The sequence below is a fragment of the Clostridium sp. CM028 genome, assembly GCF_030585565.1.
Lineage (GTDB): Bacteria > Bacillota > Clostridia > Clostridiales > Clostridiaceae > Clostridium_AD > Clostridium_AD estertheticum_B.
In genome coordinates this window covers 1-19888 of the sequence record NZ_CP077768.1, presented here as the reverse complement: position 1 = coordinate 19888, position 19888 = coordinate 1, and the positions used below count along the sequence as shown (strand labels likewise).

Annotated in this window: 19 protein-coding genes; 16 read left to right on the top strand and 3 right to left on the bottom strand. The window is 29.6% G+C overall.

Features of this window, described 5'->3' with window-relative positions; translation table 11 throughout:
- The first annotated feature begins 229 nt into the window (after nt 1-229).
- The 8 genes from KTC94_RS17600 to KTC94_RS17565 all read left to right on the top strand — a co-directional run bounded on the left by KTC94_RS17600 (nt 230) and on the right by KTC94_RS17565 (nt 7363).
- On the top strand, nt 230-997 hold the full coding sequence (locus tag KTC94_RS17600; protein ID WP_220320479.1) for a hypothetical protein: 768 nt from the start codon (nt 230-232) through the stop codon (nt 995-997).
- Nucleotides 998-1389: 392 nt separating this feature from the next.
- Nucleotides 1390-2874, top strand: a complete 1485-nt coding sequence (locus KTC94_RS17595) for a Trp family transcriptional regulator (protein WP_220320478.1) — start codon at nt 1390-1392, stop codon at nt 2872-2874.
- An 80-nt stretch (nt 2875-2954) separates the two neighbouring features.
- Nucleotides 2955-3455 carry a hypothetical protein gene (locus tag KTC94_RS17590; protein WP_220320477.1) on the top strand — a complete coding sequence of 167 codons (501 nt, stop codon included), beginning with the start codon at nt 2955-2957 and terminating at the stop codon, nt 3453-3455.
- Between the two features lie 106 nt (nt 3456-3561).
- Nucleotides 3562-3774, top strand: coding sequence for a hypothetical protein (locus KTC94_RS17585; RefSeq protein WP_220320476.1), 213 nt, complete (start codon nt 3562-3564; stop codon nt 3772-3774).
- Between the two features lie 220 nt (nt 3775-3994).
- Nucleotides 3995-4867 (top strand): recombinase family protein, encoded by an 873-nt coding sequence (locus KTC94_RS17580; RefSeq protein ID WP_220320475.1) that lies wholly within the window; start codon nt 3995-3997, stop codon nt 4865-4867.
- Nucleotides 4868-4990: 123 nt separating this feature from the next.
- A complete protein-coding gene (locus tag KTC94_RS17575; protein WP_304518736.1) occupies nt 4991-5236 on the top strand; it encodes a hypothetical protein in 246 nt (81 codons plus the stop codon).
- 876 nt (nt 5237-6112) lie between these two features.
- A complete protein-coding gene (locus tag KTC94_RS17570) occupies nt 6113-6919 on the top strand; it encodes a hypothetical protein (protein WP_220320473.1) in 807 nt (268 codons plus the stop codon).
- 45 nt (nt 6920-6964) lie between these two features.
- Complete coding sequence (locus tag KTC94_RS17565; RefSeq protein WP_220320472.1) at nt 6965-7363, top strand: hypothetical protein; 399 nt, start codon at nt 6965-6967, stop codon at nt 7361-7363.
- Nucleotides 7364-7555: 192 nt separating this feature from the next.
- Here the strand turns inward: KTC94_RS17565 and dcm are convergent, their stop codons facing one another.
- The gene (dcm, locus tag KTC94_RS17560) at nt 7556-8803 is read right to left on the bottom strand and encodes a DNA (cytosine-5-)-methyltransferase (RefSeq protein WP_220320471.1); all 1248 of its coding nucleotides are present in this window, start codon (nt 8801-8803) and stop codon (nt 7556-7558) included.
- Between the two features lie 140 nt (nt 8804-8943).
- On the opposite strand from dcm, the gene KTC94_RS17555 reads away from it, so the two are divergent.
- Nucleotides 8944-9693 (top strand): hypothetical protein, encoded by a 750-nt coding sequence (locus KTC94_RS17555; protein ID WP_220320470.1) that lies wholly within the window; start codon nt 8944-8946, stop codon nt 9691-9693.
- 1553 nt (nt 9694-11246) lie between these two features.
- On the top strand, nt 11247-12086 hold the full coding sequence (locus KTC94_RS17550) for a hypothetical protein (RefSeq protein ID WP_220320469.1): 840 nt from the start codon (nt 11247-11249) through the stop codon (nt 12084-12086).
- A 506-nt stretch (nt 12087-12592) separates the two neighbouring features.
- On the opposite strand, the gene KTC94_RS17545 is transcribed toward KTC94_RS17550, so the two are convergent.
- A complete protein-coding gene (locus tag KTC94_RS17545) occupies nt 12593-13459 on the bottom strand; it encodes a hypothetical protein (protein WP_220320468.1) in 867 nt (288 codons plus the stop codon).
- A gap of 290 nt (nt 13460-13749) precedes the next feature.
- Here KTC94_RS17545 and KTC94_RS17540 point away from each other — a divergent pair, with 290 nt between their 5' ends.
- Both KTC94_RS17540 and KTC94_RS17535 read left to right on the top strand, forming a co-directional pair.
- Nucleotides 13750-14508, top strand: coding sequence for a hypothetical protein (locus tag KTC94_RS17540; protein ID WP_220320467.1), 759 nt, complete (start codon nt 13750-13752; stop codon nt 14506-14508).
- 127 nt (nt 14509-14635) lie between these two features.
- A complete protein-coding gene (locus KTC94_RS17535; protein ID WP_220320466.1) occupies nt 14636-15868 on the top strand; it encodes a hypothetical protein in 1233 nt (410 codons plus the stop codon).
- A gap of 280 nt (nt 15869-16148) precedes the next feature.
- Here KTC94_RS17535 and KTC94_RS17530 read toward each other — a convergent pair whose 3' ends face one another.
- On the bottom strand, nt 16149-16757 hold the full coding sequence (locus KTC94_RS17530; protein WP_220320465.1) for a site-specific integrase: 609 nt from the start codon (nt 16755-16757) through the stop codon (nt 16149-16151).
- A gap of 645 nt (nt 16758-17402) precedes the next feature.
- On the opposite strand from KTC94_RS17530, the gene KTC94_RS17525 reads away from it, so the two are divergent.
- The 4 genes from KTC94_RS17525 to KTC94_RS17510 all read left to right on the top strand — a co-directional run bounded on the left by KTC94_RS17525 (nt 17403) and on the right by KTC94_RS17510 (nt 19855).
- The gene (locus tag KTC94_RS17525) at nt 17403-17888 is read left to right on the top strand and encodes a sigma-70 family RNA polymerase sigma factor (RefSeq protein ID WP_258876458.1); all 486 of its coding nucleotides are present in this window, start codon (nt 17403-17405) and stop codon (nt 17886-17888) included.
- A 66-nt stretch (nt 17889-17954) separates the two neighbouring features.
- Nucleotides 17955-18116: a YvrJ family protein gene (locus KTC94_RS17520; protein WP_220320464.1), complete on the top strand. Its 162-nt coding sequence runs from the start codon at nt 17955-17957 to the stop codon at nt 18114-18116.
- Nucleotides 18117-18479: 363 nt separating this feature from the next.
- On the top strand, nt 18480-19493 hold the full coding sequence (locus KTC94_RS17515) for a replication initiation protein (protein ID WP_220320463.1): 1014 nt from the start codon (nt 18480-18482) through the stop codon (nt 19491-19493).
- Nucleotides 19494-19630: 137 nt separating this feature from the next.
- On the top strand, nt 19631-19855 hold the full coding sequence (locus tag KTC94_RS17510; protein ID WP_216304432.1) for a DUF1659 domain-containing protein: 225 nt from the start codon (nt 19631-19633) through the stop codon (nt 19853-19855).
- Nucleotides 19856-19888 lie beyond the last annotated feature (33 nt).

The window sequence follows — 19888 nt, the reverse complement described above, 5'->3', positions numbered from 1 at the left end:
TAAACAAGTTGTGATGAACCTACAACTAGTACAAGGTGGCTAGGAATTACAAATATATGCGCATAGTATTAATAAGTATTCTACAAGGGGTAATTTTCAGAGTAGTTTTTAATGCTATAATTAAAAAAACAAATACATTTTGTTTTTATTGAATTTAAAGAGTATTTGTAGTAAATTAGAAAGTGAAACTATAGTGAAACTATAGTTGTTATAATAGGAGTGGGTAAATATGGGAGAACCTAAAAAGTTAGAATTAACAATAGAAAAACTTATAGAAATAGCAATAGCGTTAAATGAAAATACTCTTGCTAATAGAAATAGATCTAAAGAGGATAAAATTTCAACCGATAAATTTATAAGAAGGTTCGACATAAATAGAAAAAGATTTTCAGTTACTATACAAGATACCGATATAAAATATAATAAATCAACTTTTCGTTATGATATACCTGATGAATTTATTATGAAAAATAAAAATGAAGTTTTAGTTACTAATAGTGAAACTTGTGAAAACACAGTAAACAAGCCAAATACTGAAAGTGAAACTTTAGTATCACTTAATGATACCGGGAGTAAAATCGAAAAAGATACTAAAATGAAAATTAAAAATGAAGCCTTAGTTATTAATAATAAAGCTCGTGAAAATATAGTGAATAAATTAAACAACGAAGGTGAAACTTTTGTATCACTAAGCGAAACTGCCTTAGCCCACTTTGATAAGAGAATTAAATCTATTGAAGAAATGAAATATGAATTTGAAGAAATGAGTAGTTGGTATAAGAAGCAAAGGAAAAAAGAGAATATAATTGATGTTGAGATTCCAGAAATAAAAATTGATAAAAAAAGGTTGAATGAAGAGCCAAGTACAAGAGGATTCAAGGTATATCCAAGTGTTATAGCTGAATTTAAGAAATTCAGTATGGTAAACAGACAGTACACAATGCAGGATCTTATGGCTATGGCCATGATTGAATATATAAATAAATATAAAAGATAATTTGATAGGAATGGTTACATATTATAAAAACTTGAAATTATAGGTAATTCATAGTAAAATTAAATCATATAAAATTACAAAAAACGAAATAATAATACAATTATTTACAAATAAAAAGTAATCAGGGTTTATATATATCCAAAAAATAAAACAACTCTTGAATATCAAAAGTTTGGACGCTTTAATTCAAGAGTTTCATAAAACCTGATAACTTCCCAAATAGGAAAGTTATATCTTTAAATATTTTATTTAATTTATATACTTAGTTTAATATATCTTTTACAAATAGTCAAGATATGTATAGGTTAAATAAAGTTAGCACCGAAGGTGATAATTAATTGGTATAATGCAGCACTCTTATTTGAGTTACTAAAAAATAGGAGGGCTTTTTTATGTTGGCCGAGAAAATACACATTGATGACTTAAGTGAGATTATAAGAAACTTAACTATAGTACCAATAGATGCTGTGGTTAATAGTTCAGAGGTATCACAAGCTCAAATGCAAATAAATCTTTTACATGAAAATGATGATGGATACATAACTATAGCTCTGAAAAAGGGTAGCACCTGGATACAGCATCACTACAAAGTGGACGAGCTTAAAGAAAATATAGGTAAAGTTATAGACGTAAAGGATGCAAATATATATTTAAGTCCTAATAGTTTTTATAAACCTATGAGGCGTATAGAAAATATAAGAAAATTAAATTCACTATTTATAGATTTGGATTATTATACATTAGAACAATACAAAGGGTTAAGTGCAGAACAGATCATATGGCTACTTGAAACAGATTATTTTAAACAATCTGTTCCACCACCTAGTTTTATAGTTATCTCAGGTCAAGGAATAGTTATTTATTGGATTATAGAGCCAGTACCATATATGGCGCTTCCTCTTTGGAATGCAGTACAAAAATTTTTCTTAGAAAAACTAAAGGAAATAGGTGCTGATGCGAAATCAATAGATGCAGCCAGAGTATCGAGGCTAACGGGCACTATTAATCAAAAGAATGGGCAAGCAAGTGAAATATTAGTTTTTAACGAGGAAAGATATACGCTTCGAGATATCCAGGAGAATTATCTTCCGGAGCTAACTGACTATGTTAAAAATCCAAGTATAAAAAAACGTGGAAGAAAATCAAAGGTTGTGAAATTATTTAATCTTTATAGTCTTCATCATGCAAGGCTTACAGATTTAGTGAAAATTCAGGAATTTAGAAAAGGATATTGTAGAGATGAAAATGGTGAACTAGTAGAAAAAAGTCAAAGAGAGTTCATGTGTTTTTTGTATAGATACTGGGCCTGTTGCTTTACAAGTGACCTTAATAAAGCATTAGAGGACACTTTAGAGTTTAATAAGGGATTTATATGCCCATTGCCTGAAAGTGAAGTTAAAAGCCAAACTAGACAGGCAGAAAAGGCATACGATGCATGGCAGGAGAATGATTTCAGGGATATCTCAAAAGAAGATGAGCAGCAATTAAAAATTGAGGCTCAGGAGAACACAGATAAAAAGAAAAATAGAACGGGATATAAATATAAGGGGTACAACTATAAAAATACAACGCTTATACGCCTCTTAAATATTATTGAAGAAGAGATGAAGCTCCTTAAGACTATTATTAATACGAAAGAAGTTAAGAGAAGAAATAATGAATACAATAAAGTTAAAAGAAAAGGGAAGAGAAGGGATGAAAATGGACTCTCTAAAAGAGAGTTAGAGAATTTAAATAAGACAATAGCAGTAAAAGAATTAAAAGATAAAGGGTTAAGTCAAAATGAGATTGCTAAAAAGTTAAACATAGGAATAGCAACAGTTAAGAGATGTTATAGGAAAATAAAGGAAGATTTTCAAAATAGTTGGGTATCATGAAACGTTCAGATAAAATTATGGGTAAAACCTGCTTCTCTTTTATTCTTTCTCTCAGATGGGTATAGATTGGGGGTATTATTATGTTATATGTAAACTTAGAACGGAAATGGAAACTTAGTGTCAGTGGTAGTATAACTAACTTTTTAAATGATATTTCTGAGAATAATACTTTTTCTTCTCTATTTAAGTACTGGTTTAATGATAAATTTGAAGAAGAAGAAGGTAAGCTTTGGTATCTTAAAAGAATGACTGATGAAAGATTTGATGTAGATGAAGAGCTCTTAAATGATATTAAAAGGGTGTTTGAAGAGAGATTTTATAAAAAGATAGAGAAAGAAAAGGCTAAAATTATAGAGCAAATTAAAAAGCAGAAAGTGGAAACAGCTACAGATAAGCAGATGAAGTATGCGAGGAAACTGTACATAAAGGTTTATGGTGAAGTAAAGGAGTTTGATGATAAGGAATATAGTAAGCATGAGATGATACTTATCATAGGGGATTTGGTGTATAGAGTGGATAATATGGAGCAAGGGGATTGTGGAGAGGGTAAAATTTTGGAGTTAAGTGATTTTAGAAAGTAATATAGCAGTGATTAAAATCACACCAAATGGAAGTTAGGCCATGATCTTGGGCCTAAGTGGAGTGCGGTAGTGTTTTTATCTAACCATAGGGGGCGACGATGTAAATATGAAAGATAAAGGTAATAAACAATTTTTAAATGATATAGAAAATATGAAATATATAGAACCATTATCAAAATGTCCTTACTGTGGCGAAATACTTTTAGTTACAGTAGAAATTGAAAAGATAAATAAAGAGTATCTAATAAATAATCATAAAAGAAAATGTATTGTAGAGTGCAGTAATTGTAAGGAAAAATTTGTTTCTGATTTTGATTAAATAGAAACGGGATATAGATAGTAATGGAACATAAAACGGCTATAAGTATTAAGACACATAATAAGATTTCTTTATTATGTGTCTTTTAATTTTGCAATTTAGTTTATTTAGATATTGACCTAAACAATACTTATGATATAAATATATTATGTAATGTTTATTTAGAGTGGTTTAAACAAATACTTGTTTATTAATATATTTTTAGGAAGGATCTTATGATATGAAAGTTGGATATATAAGAGCATTAGCATTAGAAAAAAATACAACTACGCAAACTAAGTTATTAAAAAATTTAAAAGTTAAAAAAATATACGAAGATAACCAAAAAGAAAAATCTCCGAATTATGAAGGGCTAAAAGCTTTAATTGAATCTACACGCGAAGGAGATATAGTTTATATCGAAAGTTTTAACAGGATAGCAAAAAATACAAAAGAGTTGCAGGAGGTTATAGAGTGTTTTTATAATAAAAAAGTTCATTTAGTTAGTATTAAAGAGGATATAAACACGGCTATAATTGACCAGACATTACTTTGCACAATTTTAGGCGCAGTAATGTCCTTTGAAAGTGATTGTGTATTAGAGAGGCAAAGAGAGGGTATTGAGAGAGCAAAGGCAGAAGGCAAGTATAAGGGAAGAAAGAAAATAGATTTTCCTAAAGGGTGGGAAGAAATTTATATTCAGTATAAGCATAGAGAAATAACCGGAACTGCTGCAATGGAGATTTTGAATTTAAAAAGAAATACATTTTATAATCTAATAAAAGAGCATGAAGAGAAATTATCCGCTAAGAAGGAAGAGGACACTGAAAAAGTAGCTAAAATTGATTTATGGCTCAGCATTGAGAACAATAATAAATTTGTGAGAGGCAAGAAAAAAACTAGGGAAAGGATTGAAAATGATTTAAGGTATTACAGCATGAAGAAGCCAGACCCCGAATCATGTGAGTACATATTACAGGTTAAATATAGAGAAATTGAGGATTTAGAAAATACAGTCTATGATATATTAAGCGAAATGCATATGGAAGCGGATATGCATAATTGTTTCATTGAGGCTGATGCTAAGTGTGAGGAATTGGGATTGTATTGGTAAATTATAAAAAATGAAACAATTATTCAATTATGCTGGTTTACGTTAATCGTCAAAAATGTATATTAGCATATTGAAGGTTATGAATTAGGATCAAAGTAGAAATAAAATTTGGATGGCATAAAGATGATTAATGAAAAACTGCAAAATTTATGTAATAAATGGGAATTTGATATGAAAGGTGATATGTTAGAACACTTAGATGAAATCTTAGAAGTACACAAAACAATAAAAAATTATGTAATATACCTAGTAAATGAATGTTTTCCTATATGGATTGATGAAGCTGACGATGATAATAAAGAAATATATGTAGAATATCAACTAAGATTTAAAAATGTATTGAAGAGTTATATTACTATTGATAATTAGTACATCTCCTTCTTTAGCCTCAGAAGGTAATTTAATTCTTTTAATATCCATCATAGTTCTATTATGAAACAGATGGGCGAGGGTGACCGTTATGAAATTAAGGATGTCTATGTAGGTAAGGAAAAGACGCTAAAAACAAGGCTTATTTTATATAAACTAACAAATGATCAATTAAAAAAAAGAAGGGGTATGGCACCGATTCTTGTAAAAAACTATAGTACGAGTAAAATATTTACATTTGGACTATCTATATATCTGAAACTGTCTATATAATATACTTTATATAGACAGTTTGTATAAAAAATGAGACTTAATAAATAAGATTTATAGGTTTATCCGACTTAAAACTATCTACATAAGTATTCAAGGTGATTAAAATACTTAATTAAAACTAATGTATCTAAGTATTTTCAATGAAAAAACGATATAATTTACAGTTTTTTACTCCTGATATGGTTTTTTACAAGAATCGTTTCCATACCCCATTATGGCTTATAAAGAATTAATGAGCCATAATTGGGTATTTTTTTTAACGGTATATTCAATGTTCAATATATCTGATTTCTATTCCGTTAGGGGTAGCATACACAAAAATGATATTTTGTACTCCAAGAAAAATACAATTTTCTTATATTATTCAACAAGAGCGTAAATAAATGCTCTTGTTTTATTTTTTTGTTTAAGTACCATAAACGGTCGGCTTTGGTACTTAAATATGGTCGGCCGTACCCGAACTTACACATTAATAGATTATATGAAATTTATGTTTTACACAGAAGGCGCTTATTTATAATTTAAACTTTTGCAAGAAGTAGCTTGTTCAAAAAAGCATTTTATGGTATTATAAGTTAAAATATATAGAAGGAGTTGGTAAAAATGGTTTTAAGGCCCTTAAGTTTATTGGAATTAAAAGAGATATTTGATGATACGGCTATTAAAGTTCTTGAATATTTTATTAAAAAGGCTGTATTTTCTCAGCCAGAGCGCATTCTTGGCCAAGAACACCTTCCTATTCAGGTACCAAAAGAACATATAGAACAATGGGTGGTACAAGCGATAGGTGCTAACCCTGTTGGTGCTGGCAATTACGGAGTTGATGTAGTTAAACCTGGTGTATTTGGTGCAGATGTTAAAATGCTTTCTTGCAAAATAGATGCATTGGGTAATGTAACCGATAGTGATTCTGGAGAAACATCTTTGGCACAAAATTTTAAAGATACTGGTATTTCTTTGGATCAACTGTTCCAGGTAGAGAGATATGATGAAATAGTTGATGGATGGAAAAAAATAATCCAGTATAAATTAGAAAAAGTAAAAGTTGAGCAGTCTGTGGAAAAAATCTACTATATTTTTATACTGAGAGCAGGGACAAGCTTTAAATTATGTGGTATGGAAGTAGATGTAGATGAACTACAAAATATTAGACCTAGTCATGCTTCTTCATCCAGCTTATTCATTGATAATTTTATAGATTCCAATTATGGTGGAGTTAAAATTTATAAGGCTAAAAAAAGAATGGAACTAAGGCTACGAGCAAAATACTGGGTGGATCACAATATGACATTAAATTTTGCTTTAAATTTTAATTCAGAACAAGTTAATATAAGAGACTTAGTAGAAAACAATACAATTTCTGACTATGAATACAAAATGGCTAAGAGTTCATTTTTTAATGAGCGCTAGAAATACTATATACACTTAAAATTTAATCATTTATATGGAGGCACTATGGATATTATTTTGACAATATACCCTAAAAACATTGAAAAGATAGAGGTTGGAATTAAGAAATATGAATTTAGAAGATCTATATATAAAAATGAAGATGTAAAAAATGCATACATTTATGCGACAGTTCCAGTAAAAAAGATTGTAGGTGTTTTTAAAATAGGACAAGTTATTTCTGGAACTCCAGAGGAAGTATGGTCTAGGTGCAGTGGGGGTTCAGGTACAACCGAAGAAAGTCTTATGGAATATTTTAAAGGTAAAGATACGGTGTATGCTTTGGAAATTATCGATTATAAAAAATTTGATGTTCCAGTAGATCCAAGAGATTATATTAAAGACTTTTATCCACCACAGTTTTTTAGATATGTAGAAGATGGTAAAAGCGTCTTTTTTATATAAATTAAATTTTAAGGGGATCTTTATGCGAAACAATTGCAACAAAATGTAAATTTAAAAGCACTTAGATCTTGGCATGATAAGATCAAGGTGAAGTTACATGGACTTCACTTACAGATATTATAATTAGACATTATTAATAACATGTAAAAAAGGCCACACTATGGAGTTAATATCCAGGATGTGGCTTTTTTTTTACTTAAGAGCCTTCAAAATCTCTTCAGCAATCAATTTAATCACCGGCACAGAAACTGCATTTCCAGCCTGTTTATACAATGATCCATTTGGATATTTTCTTGTACCATATTTTTCAGGAAGAGTATATCCATTTCCTATAGGAAATCCTTGGATTTTAAAAGTCTCAGTAGGTGTTAATTTACGAATACCATCAGCTACTTTAATTAGAGGTACATTGTGTCCACCAGTTCCCATGTTTGCAGTAAGGGTTGGACATACATTACTCTTATTCTTTCTTACATACATCCCTCTTCTAACTTGATAAAATTGATATTCCTCAGTTATCTGTTCATCAAGATTAATCCTTTCTGCTTTTCGTTCTTCTTTAGGCATATTTAAATATTCTTCTTCGGTTATAAAATATCCAGGATACTTAGATTTAGTATAATAGTATTCTGGAGCGTTATCTTTTGTTAAACTAAGATCTAACACCTTTTTTATATCTTCCATTCGCTCAATTGGCGTTTTCGACTTAAAATAATTATCTATATTGTCAAACATTGTAAATGCATCTGCATCTTCCTGATTCAAAAATCCGACTATATATATCCTTGCTCTATTTTGAGGAAGATCTGAAAAATTCATAGTATTTAAAATTGTTTCTTTAATTATATATCCTGCATTTTCAAGTTCACCTTTGATTACGCTGTAAGTTTCACCACAATCATGGCTTTTTAAATTGCTTACATTTTCTAAAAATAGGACTCTAGGTTTACCATGAATACGTTCTAAAAGATTAACTAAATTAATAACACTCCAAAATAAATTTCCACGATGATCGGCAAAGCCTCTCCTAGCACCAGCTAAACTGAAACTTTGACATGGAAATCCTCCCATTAAAAGATCTATTCTATGCTTTAAAATCTCGTTTTTTTTCTTTTCATACTCTGGTTTTTGTTTTTCACACTTTTCTATTAATTTTCTTAAATCTAACTTTTTTTTCTCATCTTCTTGTTTTTCTAAGTCTTGTATAAATTCTTCTTTTTCACGATCCAATATAGTTGGGTCTATAATTTTTTCTATATCTCCAACTATAAGCTCGTGATTAAAATTTGTTCTATAGGTTTCAGCAGCATGTTCATCTATTTCATTTGCCCAGGTAAGCTTGAATCCTGTATTGTCGTATTCAGCCTGTTTAAAACCTAAACAAATACCTCCTATTCCTGCAAATAGACTTCCAACCGCATACTTTTTTGTAATTATCATTTGTGAATTCTCCTTTCTAATATAAAACATATGTTCTTTGAAAAATTAATTATAGCATATAAAGCAATAAAAATGCGGCGATATGCTGCATTTTTATTATAGTAATTTATGGTATTATAATATTAAAGGGAGAGTGCGATATGAATAAACTTACTCAAGAATCAAATACATACATAATAAATAGTAAAAAGGTGTTTAGTGCAATTAGTAGTTTTAATCCAGTTTCTTTAAAGGAGTCTTTTGATTTTGCATACGACATGAGTTTTGGAAGAGTGGGAGAACATAGAGACCACAGAACTGGGGGGAGCCATAAAAGAAAAAACGGAGAAATATTTATAAATACTTTTCAGGGAAAGCTTGCTGAATTTTCTATTTATGAAATATTTAAATCTCATGGAGTGGATATTCCTAAACCTGATTTAGATAAGTATGACCTTGGAGTATGGGATACTTGTGATTTCATTATAAAAGAATATAAGGTGGCCGTAAAATCAACTAAAAACTTTGGACAGCTTCTTCTTTTAGAGACCAAAGACTGGAATGATAGAGGAGAATACTTACCAAATAAAAATTCTGATAATGCTGTATATGACTACTTTATTTTGGTCAGAATTAGTCCAGATGGTGATAGATTAATGAGATTAAAAAAACTTTTGTATTCTGAAGAATCAGATAGAGTTGAACTCGAAAAGATAATTTTAAAAGAAAAATGGACTTACGATTCACCTGGATATATTAAGCACATAGAATTAGTAGAAATTATTAATAACAAATTAATTATACCTAGAGGCGCAATATTAAATGGCAAAACTAGAATGGATGCAGAAAATTATTATGTTCAAGCTGGAGATATGCATGATATAAATGAACTTTTTAGAAAAAAAATATAACATCCGTGTAAAGCATTGATATATCTAGGGTTTAATCACTAAATGATAAAGCTCTTAGTTTTTTGCTCAAAACAAGTTAGTTAAATCATCTCCTGCGGAGCTGCAGTTGTAGTATTGGTAATGCTAACTAAAACAGTAATAAAAAATATATATTAGGGCTACCATTAGCAAAATTTATTATTCGAAGTGCTACCATAGCTAAATTACATGCGTATCAGATGTAAACAATACTACGCATGTATATTTGAAATACTCAGCCACCTTGTGCAAGTTGTAGGTTCATCACAACTTGTTCAAGGTGGACCAGCCCTGGGCTTGTCCATCGGCGGTGCGCGTATTTAGATTTAAAGACATGAATAAACTATGTGTGCGTACGTAGTTTTAGTTTTTTTTGATTATTTATATAGAATGATCGAATTAAGGCTGAGTTAAATTTAACTAGAATTCGCGCATTTTGTTTGGTACAAGGCGGGTGGACCAGCTTGTGGCCAAGGAAATGGACTAGCCAAGGACGGCTTGTCCATTTTATTGAGCTGGAAGCTTGTCCACCCGCCCCGAAAGAAAAGGACTAGCTTACTAAAGTGGAACAGCCAAGGACGGCTAGTTCACTTTGGTTGCTTGTCATTTCCTTGAGGACCCCAGAGCGCTACCCTAGCAACCACCACTTGTGGTAAAACCCTTTGAATACTACATAATAAAGCTCGCGTTTTCATTAAAATAGCGATTTTAAAATTTCAGCATTAGCTAATAACTTATTAAAGCTTTTTATGAGAAAACCGTTAGCTGATGTATGAAACCTCTATATTTAAGATAGTTGTTAAACCTTTTTTATTTCCCAAGGGAGTAAAAAAGGTTGGACTATAAAAAATCAGTATGCTAAGTACAATGAATGTACTATCTATAGAATTAAAGTAATCATATAATTATTAGTATAAACTAAATCATATCTTTCTTTAAATCATAACTAACACTAGAGTATATGTAACCATATTAATTTTTTTAAAAAATGATAAAGAAAAGCAAGCCCCGCTGCTATGCAGTGGGGCTTGTTACCCCTGGGGGAAGGGGGTTAATTTTGTTTGCTTTGGACTAGTTTACTTACTGCGGCCACTAGTTCTAAATAGAATGATAAATGGGTAGGACTTTAGTAAAATAGGTTACTTTTGGACAGTTAGTAAGATTGTCCAAAGATTCCTTTTGCGATACTTTAGGAAAGCACGAAAATTAAGAGCAGTTAAAGAGCTTGTGACTCATCAGATTTTCGTATGAAGCATGAAGGAGAAAATATGATGAGGACTAGCCTTTTACTGCGGGATCTTTGCATTATATTAAAATTGGGTTAGAATATATTCAAAGTAGGGATAGTAACCGTTAAGATTTTTATCATTAAGTGATTAAATCCTAGATATATTAATGTTTTACACTGATGTTCTATGTTCTGCATGGAATTTTTTGCGGTATTTGTGTATAATATGTTAATGAGAGGTAGTTAAAATTGTTATTTATATTTATATTTATTAATTAATATTACAGAAAATTTAGGGGGATTCATTTTGAGAAAAATTATTACTTTACCAATAATAGGGACAGTATTATTTATTTTATATGCTTTTGTTATAAGCATTTTTTTTAATGCTAAAGGATATGATTTTAGAGGGAATTATAAATATCTAGTACCATTTCTTATTATCGTTATTTTTTATATTATTCCATTAATTTATATATTCGGAAATATTAAATCTATAAGAACTAAAATATGTGAATACACAATACAAAAAAGACAAAAGAAACAAATTATAAAAGTAGAGGACACACAATTAACTACTAAAAGTAAAATATCAAATAAAAAAATATGGATAATAACTATTTCATTATTTGTTTTATTCGTTGTAATTACTATGTATGCTACGTTTTTTTCGGAGCCTAAACTAGCTTTTAATGATGTAAAAGCTAAGGTTGTTACTGAATGGAATCCTTTGTTTCAAGAAATTTATCTTTCTAATTATATTAAAAAATATCCGCATTCTTTTCATATGAAAGAAGCAAAATTAATGCACTCTAAATTATTACACTCTACAGCATATATTGAGCAAGCAATAGAACACAAAGAACAACAAGCAATAGTAGCAGAACAAAATGAAGCTGCTAGAGTTGCAAAAAAAGAACAAGATGAAGCTGCTAGAGTTGCAAAAGAAAAACAAGCAGTTATTGACGCACATAACCAACCACCGACTATCGGAATGACTGAAAATGAAGTGCTGAACTCTAATTGGGGATCACCAAAAGATAAAAATAAGACAACAACAGCTAACGGAACCGATGAGCAGTGGGTATATTATAATTCAAAATACTTATATTTTGTGAATGGACGTTTAGAAACAATACAAGATTAATTAGGCAGCAAGTGTTTTTTATTTTGTATTGGTTGAAAATGACAAATAATGACACGGTGGATATAGATATTTTTTAACTATAATTCATCACACTTATAATTGTCATGGTGCACGTTTTAACTAGTTTTTGTATCGGTGAAAATAATAGCAAAACAAGTTATTTGTTATTTGTTCATGATCCTCTGATATTTTTCTTGTTGTAATATTTGTAATATACATTACAAATGTTGAAAGACTCCAATATATAACATATTTTGGTGTTGCTGATATTATTTTAAATACAATTGGGTTTTGTTTGGGCATAGGATTGTTTAAACTTTATAAGCATTAAAATCAAAAGGCATATAAGATAATTGTAATTATCTTATACTCCTTTTATTCTTAGTAATAAGAACATTTAAGCCCTTATAAAAGGTTAATCATATTTTATACTACCGCATTTCATATAGGCCGAAAAGCAAGCCCTATACTTCATTTGGTCTTATTTAAATTACCAACACTAAATTTTATTTTTTAAGTTCTGTTTTTTTATTTTGCTTTTGGGTTTGTCTCTGCATCTCTCTTATATATTCTTCTGCCTGTTTTTGGTATTCTAATATCTTCTTATTAGACTGCTCCTGAAGCTCCTGCATCTTCTTATTAAATAACTTCTCTTGCTGTAGTAGTGCTTTTTCCTTTTCAAACGCTTTTAACTCTGCCAATCTCTTTACTTCTTTTTGAGCTTCCATAGCTGCAGCTTCCAGTTTTGTTTTTAGGGTATCAACGTCGATGTCTTTAGCTATTATTTTATTCTCAAGATCTATTTTTCTTGCCTGACTATCTGCAAGTAATGTTTTAACTGTTTCATTTTCCGTTTTAAATCCTTTATATTCCGTAACAAGGCCTGCAAGTGTATCATTTTTCTCTTTATATTCTAAAATCAAGGCCTTATTACTTTCTGTGATTTCACTTAATTGTTTTACCTGCTTCTTAAGCTCATCACTTATATTAAAAGATCCCTGAAGTGTGGTTTCCATATTTTCTTTATCTGTTTTTAATGTTTTATTTTCAACATTTAAACTTTCTATTTTACTCTTATAGATTTCCATATCTTTATTAAACTGCAGTGCCTTTGATTCATCTATAGTTTGTATTCGTTTCGCCATGTTCACATATATAGTATTAATCTGATTACTTAATGCTTCGAGGTGATTAATGTCCTCTGCAACCTCAGGTATTTCCATTTTTAACTTGTTTAATTCGTAAGCACCCATGAGGATTCCTATAAACTCTTTACTACTCTTACCGCTTCCTTGAATGAGTTCCATAAGCTTCGCTTTGTCATCTGCTTCCATTCTTACTGAAAAGGGATTATTGTTATTATTATCTGCCATTATATGGCCTCCTTTGTATAAATAATGTTTACAATTATTTTTGCGTAAATATAGTTATGCTAGCATGTTTACTTGTGTTTACTAGGTATTGTTTACAGTATACTCTTTTATTATTTGAATTTAAATAGAAAATTGACTTGGAGTTATAAAAATTTGTAAAATTAGCGTTTTATGGTATAGTTTTCATGAGACGTAGTGAACATAATGTCTATAATTAGGAATAGGAAAATTAACACTTAATTGATGAGTGTACAAGCAAATATACTAGATATGAGATGGAGGATATTAGTATGAGTAACGACACTATATTAAATGACTTACAGTTAAATTTTATAAATTATTTTTTATTAAATGATGAAGGAATAAAGAAAGAGTTAAAGGAAATTATTAAAATTATAGAGTTTTCTTTAAAACATATGGATGAGTATCCCGAATTTCAAAGAGTACTATTTACACAAGTAAGATTACTTCTCTGCGATAATGACAATTCATTAATATATAAGGTTATGGAAAATCCATTATTACCTGATTATACGAATAATTATACAGATACAAATAGTAAAGATAAGTTATATTTTCACGAAATGTTCCCACTTTTTGATTTTAATAAGGAATATATAGAATTAGATACATGGCTTAAGAAAGAACTTATCTATTTTAAACGTGATAGTACTAAGTTACCGAAAGCATTTAGCAAAGAATTTTTTGAACAAGTAAGATTAGCTATTAAACCTAAACTTAAGCGATCTTTACTTGATGAATGTTACGAAAGTATGGACTTAGATAATAATGATGAAAATGAACAAATGATGATATTAAAAAGTGATTTAAGCAAAGAAAAACGCAATATTTTGTTTGAAACATTAAATGTGAATGGATATAATTCTATTTCAATGTATGATTATATTAAAATGTGGGGTGATAAAGCGTCATCCCATATTGACAGACAAAGACCTATAGGAATGATGTTACTAAAGCCAAAAGCTAATGAAATACATTATATAAAAACTGTAGCAATAATGCTTCTTGAATTATTTAAGGATATCTAATTATTTTATACCCAATAGGATAATAATTGGACAAGTTATGTCTATACTAGAAAGTATAACAAATGGAAAAATTATTCATTATTATTAAATGCTACATTTATAAAAATATATTATTGAGGTGAAATTAATGCTACTGGAATTTGAGACTATTAAATATTTTGAAGATCATTTTAATATCACATACACATATGACAAGTGTTCTTGTGACGGACTTAGAGAAATGAAACTCTCAAACGCAACGGTTATAATTGATGAACATGAAATATTCATTGTTGATTGCCCTGTTTTAGTGTGTCAAAAATGTGGCACCGAAAAACTCGGAAACCTTGTTCCTCAAGAAATTTATACGACATATTTCAAAATGCAAGAAAATGGTGCTTTGGGGTGCAGGATCACTTCACTCAATAATAAACGCTTCAAATATGCAGAGAAAGCCGATTTTAATTATGACTGCCGTGATTTGAATATTCCTGGATTGCATAGTGAATGCGATATGGATCATCCTGATCACGGATTTTCGTGCCCTGTATATTTTGATAGAAAAGTATTAAATAATTTTCTTCTTGATAATGATTATGAACTCAATATATTTTCAGAATCGTATGGCGATATAGCTAAAATAGGGACCTATGGTTGGCAGTGGGAATGGAAAATTGCTTTTGGCATCAATTTAAATAATAAAGTCATTATGTTCTTGGGAGATTTGGACCAAATCGATGCTGATGATAGAGCTATATTATGGTTAAAATCATATAATATTGAATCTGACCACATCATAGTTAATACAGAACTTTATCAGGCTCAACTTAATTGCTTTTTTAGTAAGCCAATAATTGAAGAGAGAATATTAACATTACGAAATTCATTCTTTTCAAATATTAAAACTAAATATAAAATTTCATTATTTCATTTAGAAGCTGAGGTCGAAATATTAGCTCAAAGCATCAAAAAACCAGTAAACTATTCTGAAAGTGAATTGAAAGAAAATATTGTCGCATTTGATGGTTTACTAAATGAAGGTATTGCTTGTAATGAATTGCGAAAATTATATGTTAAGTGTGTTAATCCCCTTCCTTCAAATTATATAGGTTTGAAAACTCGAAAATTGCTGGAGGGGATTATCACGGCACATACTGATGACATCGAATTTTCCAAAGACATTGTTTCGCCACTGTACTATTTGAATGATTTAAGGGTTTGCTTCGCACATCTATTACCACAAGAAAAAGTTGATTCAGATAAGCAAAAAATAGTAAATGCATTTAATTTGAGTTGTTTTACTGAATATAGAAAATTGTATGATACGCTCATGGATAAGCTATATCGGTTTTATCAATATCTTAATAATGAAGATTTTTAACGGCAAAAACAATTATATGTCGTTAAATGATTGTTACAATTGATTTGAAAAGTACATAGCTGATATTCATCACATTTATAATTGTCATGACGCACGTTTTAGTTAGTTTTTGTATCAGTGAAAATAATACATCCACTTGCGTACCCTCCCGATATTTTTATATTAAACCTAAACTATTATCTCAGTTATTATTAATAGCGATGGCTTATAGATATTAAATTTTATAAGCCATGGCAATCAATTAATCAAAATGCGTTTTGCATCAATGCAACCGACCTACCTACCCCAAATTACTACTCAAATAAACTTCCTTTTTCTGATCCTCTGTTATACCTATGTATTTTAGAGTTTGTAATTTGGATGAATGATTGAATATCTCCATCAACAGCTCTATGGTGGTGCCACTGGTATAAGCGTGGTAACCAAAGGTTTTCCGCATCGAATGGGTCCCGATTTCTCCGGATATTATCTTGCCATCATGGTCCCTTTCAACAAGACCTATCATTTCAGCAGCATTATTTAATATATACCAAGCATGTTGACGAGATATTGGTTTGTTTTTTGATTTTTTACTGCAAAATACATATGTATTTGGTAATACTTCTCCCAAAGTAGCCGCATAACCTTCAATTAGTTTAATTACTATGGGTCCTATATAAAACTTTTTTCTCTTTGAGGTTTTCTTTTCTGTGATTATTACATATTCTTTGGCACTCATGCTTCTAAAGTTCATAACATCATCAAATGTTAATTTTAAAATATCACTTATTCGAAGCCCAACATTTATTCCAAGAATAAATAACAGCTCATTACGAAGGCTCTGATCTCTTAAATATGATCTCATAATTCTTATGGTCCTTATTTCTCTTATAGGTTCTACGGTTTTCATTTACATCATCCTTTCGTTACTATCCGTTAAATCATCTCCTGCGGAGCTGCGTTAACAACTTCAGAAGGAGATTTTATACTCCCACCAAAATTTTATATTAGTTATAGTGTGTAACTCCTATTGATATAAGAGGTGGACTTTCCTTTTGAATTGCTGTTAAAGATTTAATAATTAAGTAAATTATCACTAATTTTGTTAAATATAGTCGTATATGTCGTGTTTTCAAGGTGATTTTGTAGGGTATCATGTCACAATATAGAATTACCAATTTTAACATTACACAATAATTAAAGAATAGTCAATATGTCAGATTAGGTGGAAATGGTAAATTACATTTTATTACAACACTAGATTCGAAGCCATTCGTTATCTGACACAAGCCCTTTGTGTAAGATTAGAAACACGCTGACTATAGACAACTATATAGACAATTAATGTAAAGACATTAATTGTCTATATTATTTAAAACTTATTATTTATATATTGTTATTTTTAAAACATTAATTTTAAAATAATTAAAAAAAATAAAAAAATTATTTAACAATTATAGAAAAATATGTATAATAGATATAAGAAATGAAAAGGGTGGTGTTTATACTGGAAATTTTGGTTGAAAAAGCAAAAAATGGGGATAGAAAATCTTTGATGGACATTATTGAACAATATAAGTTTTTGATAATTAAGTTAGCTGCAAGTTACCACATACCTTCCTATGAATTTGAGGATTTGGTGCAGCAGGGATATCTTTCAGTTATAAAGGCAGTTAATCTTTATAAACTAGGTAGCAATACTTTTAATGGTTACTGTATAAATAGCATCAGAACTAATTTTAAAGCTCTTTTAAAAGGAAAGATAAAACACTATAGAGAAGTGCCAAATGCAGAGCCTGTAAGCCCAAATGTAGCTGCGGAGTATAATTTCACCTTAGATGATGAAGTGATAGTGTACGAGGAAGTTAAAAGGCTATATGATGCATTAGAAAAATTAGAACCATCTGAGAGAGACATTGTGGAGAGATTCTATATTTTTGATGATAGTCTTCGTGAAATAGCTTGCGATGGTCCGCATAGTTATTATCATTATGCGAGGGTTAAAAATAAAGCGTTAAAGAAGCTTAGAAAATATATTTAAGAAATCTATAGAAAACAATTAGAACAGGCATATATATTATCTATAGCGGTGAGGGAGGAATGCATTATGTATGATGTATTTATTAAACTGGTTAATACAGTTGGCTTCCCTATAGGTGTGAGTATCTTTCTACTTGTTAGATTTGAGAAGAAAATTGAGGATCTCAATAAATCTATCGCAGATTTAACTATAGTTATATCCACCGTTATAGGAAAATACGAAAAATAAGGGTACCTGATTGGTATTCTTATTTTTCTATATATTCTAAATAACAACAACAAATATAACTTATTTATGGGTATGCTCCTTGTTGTTGTTTTATATGTTTAACAATCTTTTTGTTTTAAGTGTTTAGGACACCCATCTACGCACGTCATATCAAGGGATACAAAATTCTAATACTACATTATCATACCTAACTACTACATTTTCATACTTAAAAATAAATCTAATGCTACATTTCCATACCTAACTACTACATGTTCATACCTGAAAGTAAATCTAATACTACATTACCATACCAAAATACTACACCACTTGTGAATTGTAGTAGAAATATTTATATGCTAATATGTACCAGGGGGTGATTGCGTGGATAAGAATTATATAGTAACTAAAAGTAATAATTTAATTAATTGCAATTATAATTTAAGTTTGCAGGAACAAAAAATCATTTTAACCTTAGCTTCAATGGTCCAACCACAAGATGATAATTTTAAGCCTTATGTATTTAAGATAAAAGATTTTATGAAACTTTTAGGTATTGATAATAAAGCAAAATATACTGAAATACCTAAGATAACAAAAGAATTAATGCAAAAGGTATTTGAAATAAAAAAAGGGAATAAAGTAACTCAATTAGCATGGTTATCAAGTGCAGAATATGAGAAAGGAACTGGAGTGGTTGAGCTTGAATTTAGTCCTAAATTAAAGCCTTATATGCTAGGATTAAAAGAATTTTATACAAGTTATAAGCTTGGTAATGTTTTGAGTTTAAAGAGTAAGTATTCAATAAGGCTGTATGAAATTTTAAAAAGTAATGCATATAGAAAATGTATCGAAATTGAAATTGAAGAACTTAAAAACATGGTAGGTTCTAAAGAGAAAGCATATAATATTTATAATAATTTTAAGAATAGAATATTAATCAAGGCACAGAATGAACTTACAGAAAAAACAGATATTAATTTTAGATATGAAGAAATAAAAACTGGAAGAAAAGTAACTTCACTTAAATTTTACATAAAACAAAAGCAAAATAATAAAGCTAGCAATGAAATAGCAGCAACACTCGCAGAGCCTAAGCAAAAGCCACAAGAAAACATTGACGCTATTAAACTTGTAAAAGAGATTATACGTGAATCAATAACAGATGATGAAGCACAAAGTATATTGGCTAGTGCCAATGGAGATATACATATAATCAAAGAAAAATATAAATGTTCGTTAGGTGCAGCTAAAATTGATAATGTGGTTGGATGGCTTATAGATGCAATAAAAAAAGATTATAAGATTGCTAAAGGTAAAGTTGATAAATTCAATGACTACGATCAAAGGGAATATGATTTTGATCAATTGGAGAAGAAATTACTGGGATGGAAATAAATTGTTTAGAGTAATCAAAGGTGTAGCTATATTAGCTATACCTTTTTTGTCTTTGTTTTTATTTTTAAATTAACCGCCAAAAACTTTTGAAGGACATATATATTCAGTGAAAAACAAAATGAGGGGGGGCAATCAATATGGCAGTTGTATCTACAAAGGTAGCAAGCGCACTAAAACTCACTATGAAAGTAGGAGTCGATATCGATGGCAACGACAAATTCGCAACAAAAACACTAGGTAATTTAAAAGTTATGGCAGAGGACGAGGACATTTTTGCAATAGGAAAAGCTATATCTAACATTAAAACTTATCCATTATTTACACTAGACAGACAAGACCAATTTAGCTTAGTTATGGAATAGTTTTTCAGCTTAAAATTTAGGGCTAACTTAATT

Bases quoted from the DNA above. Each gene is read 5' to 3' on its own strand.
- KTC94_RS17525 (WP_258876458.1), top strand. From the start codon at position 17,403: ATGGACATTATTGAACAATATAAGTTTTTGATAATTAAGTTAGCTGCA.
- KTC94_RS17520 (WP_220320464.1), top strand. From the start codon at position 17,955: ATGTATGATGTATTTATTAAACTGGTTAATACAGTTGGCTTCCCTATA.
- KTC94_RS17555 (WP_220320470.1), top strand. From the start codon at position 8,944: ATGAATAAACTTACTCAAGAATCAAATACATACATAATAAATAGTAAA.
- KTC94_RS17545 (WP_220320468.1), bottom strand. From the start codon at position 13,459: ATGGCAGATAATAATAACAATAATCCCTTTTCAGTAAGAATGGAAGCA.
- KTC94_RS17535 (WP_220320466.1), top strand. From the start codon at position 14,636: ATGCTACTGGAATTTGAGACTATTAAATATTTTGAAGATCATTTTAAT.
- KTC94_RS17540 (WP_220320467.1), top strand. From the start codon at position 13,750: ATGAGTAACGACACTATATTAAATGACTTACAGTTAAATTTTATAAAT.
- KTC94_RS17530 (WP_220320465.1), bottom strand. From the start codon at position 16,757: ATGAAAACCGTAGAACCTATAAGAGAAATAAGGACCATAAGAATTATG.
- KTC94_RS17590 (WP_220320477.1), top strand. From the start codon at position 2,955: ATGTTATATGTAAACTTAGAACGGAAATGGAAACTTAGTGTCAGTGGT.
- KTC94_RS17570 (WP_220320473.1), top strand. From the start codon at position 6,113: ATGGTTTTAAGGCCCTTAAGTTTATTGGAATTAAAAGAGATATTTGAT.
- KTC94_RS17580 (WP_220320475.1), top strand. From the start codon at position 3,995: ATGAAAGTTGGATATATAAGAGCATTAGCATTAGAAAAAAATACAACT.
- KTC94_RS17595 (WP_220320478.1), top strand. From the start codon at position 1,390: ATGTTGGCCGAGAAAATACACATTGATGACTTAAGTGAGATTATAAGA.
- KTC94_RS17510 (WP_216304432.1), top strand. From the start codon at position 19,631: ATGGCAGTTGTATCTACAAAGGTAGCAAGCGCACTAAAACTCACTATG.
- KTC94_RS17585 (WP_220320476.1), top strand. From the start codon at position 3,562: ATGAAAGATAAAGGTAATAAACAATTTTTAAATGATATAGAAAATATG.
- KTC94_RS17565 (WP_220320472.1), top strand. From the start codon at position 6,965: ATGGATATTATTTTGACAATATACCCTAAAAACATTGAAAAGATAGAG.
- KTC94_RS17600 (WP_220320479.1), top strand. From the start codon at position 230: ATGGGAGAACCTAAAAAGTTAGAATTAACAATAGAAAAACTTATAGAA.
- KTC94_RS17575 (WP_304518736.1), top strand. From the start codon at position 4,991: ATGATTAATGAAAAACTGCAAAATTTATGTAATAAATGGGAATTTGAT.
- dcm (WP_220320471.1), bottom strand. From the start codon at position 8,803: ATGATAATTACAAAAAAGTATGCGGTTGGAAGTCTATTTGCAGGAATA.